The 1,843-nt window shown below is 40.7% G+C and carries 2 protein-coding genes; both read right to left on the minus strand.

The features are described from left to right. Window positions 1-494: 494 nt before the first annotated feature. Complete coding sequence (gene grpE / locus G1O98_RS38075; protein WP_163939616.1) at window positions 495-1,139, minus strand: nucleotide exchange factor GrpE; 645 nt, start codon at window positions 1,137-1,139, stop codon at window positions 495-497. Window positions 1,140-1,265: 126 nt separating this feature from the next. After that, window positions 1,266-1,757 (minus strand): Dps family protein, encoded by a 492-nt coding sequence (locus G1O98_RS38080; protein WP_012410091.1) that lies wholly within the window; start codon window positions 1,755-1,757, stop codon window positions 1,266-1,268. Between the last annotated feature and the right edge of the window lie 86 nt (window positions 1,758-1,843).

Consider the following 1,843-nt stretch of genomic DNA (forward strand, 5'->3'; position numbering starts at 1 on the left):
GCTTAATTAAGTATATTTTTTCTACTACTAACAGACTAACTATAAATAACAAAATTAGTAAATTGGCATGATAAAACCCATGTATGTTTAGTTGTGTAAAAACATTGGAATAACCAATTTTCAAGCTATTCGCTGATTTTATGTTTTATCACAGATGTTAATTTTTAACGCCAACTTACTTCGATCTCATTGATGTAGCTATCTACTGATCTACAAGCTGAAGTTATGACTTTTCAGATTATTTCCTAAATATTTTTTTATTTATGTCCGATTACTTACATTATGGAAATAATTTATCTCTGGAATGCCGCTCTAGAGCTAAAAATTTCGGTTTCAACAGCGCCAAGTAAGCTTAAACCTACACCAACGCTTTAACAGAACTTCTCAGAGGCGATCGCATCTACAATTTTAGTATTCCCAATATCTGTCATTTTTCAACAGACAGCATAAAAAGTAAAGAGTTATGAATTTATAACTCCTAACCCCTAACTCCCTCAAACAGGACTGACTTTAGCTCTGTAAAGCAGCTTCTCACCTTGAAGATATCCAGTGTAGCGCACCTTGACTATTTCTCCAGGTAATGAAGTTCCCTCCATCAGTTGGTGTAGTTGGGGATTATAAGGTAATTCTGCTCCCACTGGTGCGATCGCTTCCACTCCCCACGCCTGTAAAAGCTTTTCCAGAGGTTTTTGCACTAACGGTACTATTTTCACCGCTGCTAGCTGTGGATTCTCTTGGGCTTTCTGTGCTGCTGTTGGCCATTGCAATAATAAAGACTCCAGCAATTGCAAACTCGACTGCTGGAGTTCTTGTAGTAATATTTCTCGCTGTTGTTCTAATTGAAGCTGCGATCGCTGATACTCTTTTCTTAAATCTGTAATCTCTTGTAACAATTCCTGATTGGGCGCTGCTTTCTCTTGTAATAACTCTACGGTTGAAAAAGTTGCAATTAATTCATTCAATGGCATCTGTAGCACTGGTGACAGCTTCAGCAGCACATCTAACCGCATTTGCTCTAGCTTTCCTTGGCGTAACCGCAAAAGTTGCCGTTCTGAAACACCAGCAGCTCGACTCAGCGCTTTAAAACTAGAAATACCCACCTGTTGCATTAAATCTTGCAACAGGTGGGTATTGGGCATTGGGCATTTGGTATTGGGCATCCCTTCGGCTCCGCTCAGGGCAAGTGGGCATTGGGCATTGGGCATGGGTATTGGTGATTAAGTTTTTTCTCAATTCCCAATGCCCTATTCCCTATTCCCTAATTCCTATTCTTCCAGTAAACTTCTCAACATCCAAGCGGTTTTTTCGTGTACTTGCATCCGTTGAGTTAATAAATCGGCAGTAGGCTCGTCGTTAACTTCCTCTATCACGGGGAAAATAGACCGTGCAGTTCTGACTACGGCTTCTTGTCCTTCCACTAATAAGCGGATCATCTCAACAGCTTTCGGAACCCCAGGAGTTTCTGGAATTGAACTCAGTTTGGCATATTCGCTGTAGGTTCCTGGTGCGGGATAGCCAAGCGCTCTAATTCTCTCGGCTATTAAATCAACCGCTAAAGCTAATTCTGTATACTGGGTTTCAAACATCAAATGTAAGGTTTGGAACATCGGCCCCGTTACATTCCAGTGGAAGTTATGAGTTTTCAGATAAAGTGTATAAGTGTCAGCCAACAGACGAGATAAACCCTCGGCAATTTTAGCCCTACTCGCCTCGTCAATGCCGATATTTACATTTTTGACTGTTACTTTTGATGACATAATTTTCTCCTAATTAGGTTATATGTAATTGGGGATTGGGCATTAGTCAGGAGCCAGCATATTATTATTCTCCCCTCTCCCCCTGC

Origin of the sequence: Nostoc sp. UIC 10630 (genome assembly GCF_010747425.1) — a bacterium.
Taxonomy (GTDB): domain Bacteria; phylum Cyanobacteriota; class Cyanobacteriia; order Cyanobacteriales; family Nostocaceae; genus Nostoc.